Annotated in this window: 4 protein-coding genes; all 4 read right to left on the bottom strand. The window is 35.5% G+C overall.

Going from position 1 to position 2394, the window contains the following annotated elements:
• Positions 1-132 precede the first annotated feature (132 nt).
• Entirely contained in the window at positions 133-447 is a 315-nt protein-coding gene (locus ACJML3_RS03595) for a hypothetical protein (protein WP_406020694.1), read from the bottom strand.
• Positions 448-871: 424 nt separating this feature from the next.
• Complete coding sequence (locus ACJML3_RS03590) at positions 872-1285, bottom strand: RusA family crossover junction endodeoxyribonuclease (RefSeq protein ID WP_406020692.1); 414 nt, start codon at positions 1283-1285, stop codon at positions 872-874.
• Complete coding sequence (locus tag ACJML3_RS03585) at positions 1275-1454, bottom strand: hypothetical protein (protein ID WP_406020690.1); 180 nt, start codon at positions 1452-1454, stop codon at positions 1275-1277. Before ACJML3_RS03585 ends, ACJML3_RS03590 begins: the two co-directional genes overlap by 11 nt.
• A gap of 71 nt (positions 1455-1525) precedes the next feature.
• Positions 1526-2394: DnaB-like helicase C-terminal domain-containing protein (locus ACJML3_RS03580; protein ID WP_406020688.1), on the bottom strand; the 869-nt coding region annotated here is incomplete at its 5' end.

Below are 2394 nucleotides of genomic sequence, written 5' to 3'. Positions count from 1 at the left end.
GACAAACAGAAACCCCCTATACTCATGCAAGCATAGAGGGGCAATAGGTGATATACGATACAAGCGAATAAAATTGAAAATTCACCTGAAAATACAAGGATCATTAACTCGTTAGGTGATAGCTTTCTGCGGTTATTTGTTTTCATTGTTCAGATCTCCATTTTCGGCCTTTATGCCGTATTTCTTAGCAAGCACGTCTATAACGTTGCCTATGCCGAGAAAACCTACAAGAAAACTTAACGGAATCGCATCCCATACCCCCACGTATTCAGGAAAATAGCGCACTCCCAGCCACGAAAGAGAAAAGCACCCGAAACAGGCGATCAAAGCATACTCGATTCTTTTTATCATTTCTGGCGGCCTAGATCTGTAGCAAGCAATCGTAAACGTCATTACTCCGCAGCATATACCCGATATGACAAAAATAATTATATTTTTTAATTCCATTTTTTTAAATTCCGATAAGTGTATCTATTCATAATCATAGACTAAAACACTTTTTAGGTAAAATGAAATAAAAAGTATATAGATCATAAAAAAAACTCCAACGATATTAGGCATTGCGCCCGGGAGGATCGAAGGAGTTTTTTCAATTCAGGTAACACTAAAAGTATAAAGAAAACCGTTTGAGCCGTCAACCCCACAAGGAATTAAAAAAAAACCCTCAAATCGTCAATAAGGAGTAAAAAAACGATCGAGGGCGTTATTCAGTAACAAATATAAGGAAAGTAAAGATATATTAGCACAAATAAAAAACCGTGACACCTGTTTTTATGAAAAAAGATAGTAAAAACGCCCTGCGGTCACGGTTTTATATATAAACACTTTTTTTAGCAAATGCTATTTGAGATTTGCAGAAATAATTATAACACTAATCCCATTCAAAAATGAAATGTACGCCATAACGTTGTAGATTTGTGATATAAGATTTTGTTGCGGTAATTGAATAAATTTGAACATCATCCTTAAAGATGATTTTATTGCAACCATCAACGCACTTTATTATGTTATCCATATCAGGCTTTCCTGGCTTAATCTCTCCATTGATAATTGCCTGCACTTTCTTCTTTGTATAGCTTTTGGGAATTTCAAAAAAGGCGTTGATAGTTGCCTTTACAGGCTTATCCGTGGCTGTTACCCCAGCTTTCTTCATTGCCTCCATTGCCAGCAGCTTAACCAGGTTCTCATAGTTGCGTGTCTTTTTGTCTGTAAATGCGTGACCGCTTTTTGTCAAACGTGGTCTGCCCTTGCCTCTTATCTCTGGTACAAAAAACTCAATTTTCATTCTTGTGATCCTTTTTTGCTCTTATCTCTACCATTTTTGCATAAATTTTTTCAGAATTATTTTTTAGTTGTTTTGCTTTGTCATTGTCATATTGGTCTATATAAAGAATCACAAACAATACACATTCTGAGATTGTTTCTATTTCTTTTTCTGATAAGTCAAGCTGCATCTTTTTGTTACCTCTTTTTTATATAATAGAAATAATATTTTTTTTCTAGATCGAAAGATTACATACTTTTTTTAATTCCTGAAATCAGGTTTTAACGCCTGCTTATAAGCATATTGCCAGTCTTTTTCAATAAGAAAATCAAATTTATCATTGTCGCTATGTTCTGGAATAAACAGATATGTTTCACCAATAAACTCACAATTAACAGTGCCTAATTTACCTTTGCGATTTTTTCCAATAATAATCTGGATATGCTCATTATCATTTTTATTCCTATGCAGTAATAGACCTAGATCTACATCCTGCTCTATTTGTCCGCAGTCTTTAATGTCACTCATACGTGGAGCACGAATTTCACCTTTAGATCCCTTTTCCATATCACGATTTAACTGAGCAAGAGCAATTACAGGAATTTTCATACTTTTTGATAATCCTGCAAAATATCGGGAAATATCAGCTATTGCATTTGCTCGATTTTGTTGTGGATTAGTAGGGATCATCTGAATATAATCAATAACAACTGCAGATAAACCACCAAAACGGTTAACCGCCTGCTGAACTACGCCTTTTATTGAATCAATAGTTAAGCCTGCCTTATCGCATATAGCAAGATAAGTACGCTCCTTTGAATCGGATATTACCTCTTTGTAGGCATGACCTACATCATAAAACACTGTTGAGTTTCTTATATTCTGCGGATCGTCTTTTGTAAACAGATGATCTGGACTTATACCAGTGAAGCCTGCGCATAAACGCTCAATAATATCGTTGCTTGACATTTCAAGTGAGAAAAACAAGATCGGCTTGGGATCATTGTTTTTATGCTCATTAAACATTATGCCTGCCATTATGTTTACGGCTAGAGCGGTTTTACCAACGCTTGGGCGAGCACCTATCACTGTATAAGATGCCTTTCTTATGCCTCCGTCAAGTGCCTGAT

This window comes from Succinivibrio sp. (assembly GCF_045124615.1).
Taxonomy (GTDB): domain Bacteria; phylum Pseudomonadota; class Gammaproteobacteria; order Enterobacterales; family Succinivibrionaceae; genus Succinivibrio; species Succinivibrio faecicola.
The sequence above is the reverse complement of the archived record's forward strand: the minus strand, read 5'-3'. Positions and strand labels throughout refer to the sequence as shown.

Coding starts and splice junctions, on each gene's coding strand:
- ACJML3_RS03585 (WP_406020690.1), bottom strand. CDS start 1,454: ATGCAGCTTGACTTATCAGAAAAAGAAATAGAAACAATCTCAGAATGT.
- ACJML3_RS03590 (WP_406020692.1), bottom strand. CDS start 1,285: ATGAAAATTGAGTTTTTTGTACCAGAGATAAGAGGCAAGGGCAGACCA.
- ACJML3_RS03595 (WP_406020694.1), bottom strand. CDS start 447: ATGGAATTAAAAAATATAATTATTTTTGTCATATCGGGTATATGCTGC.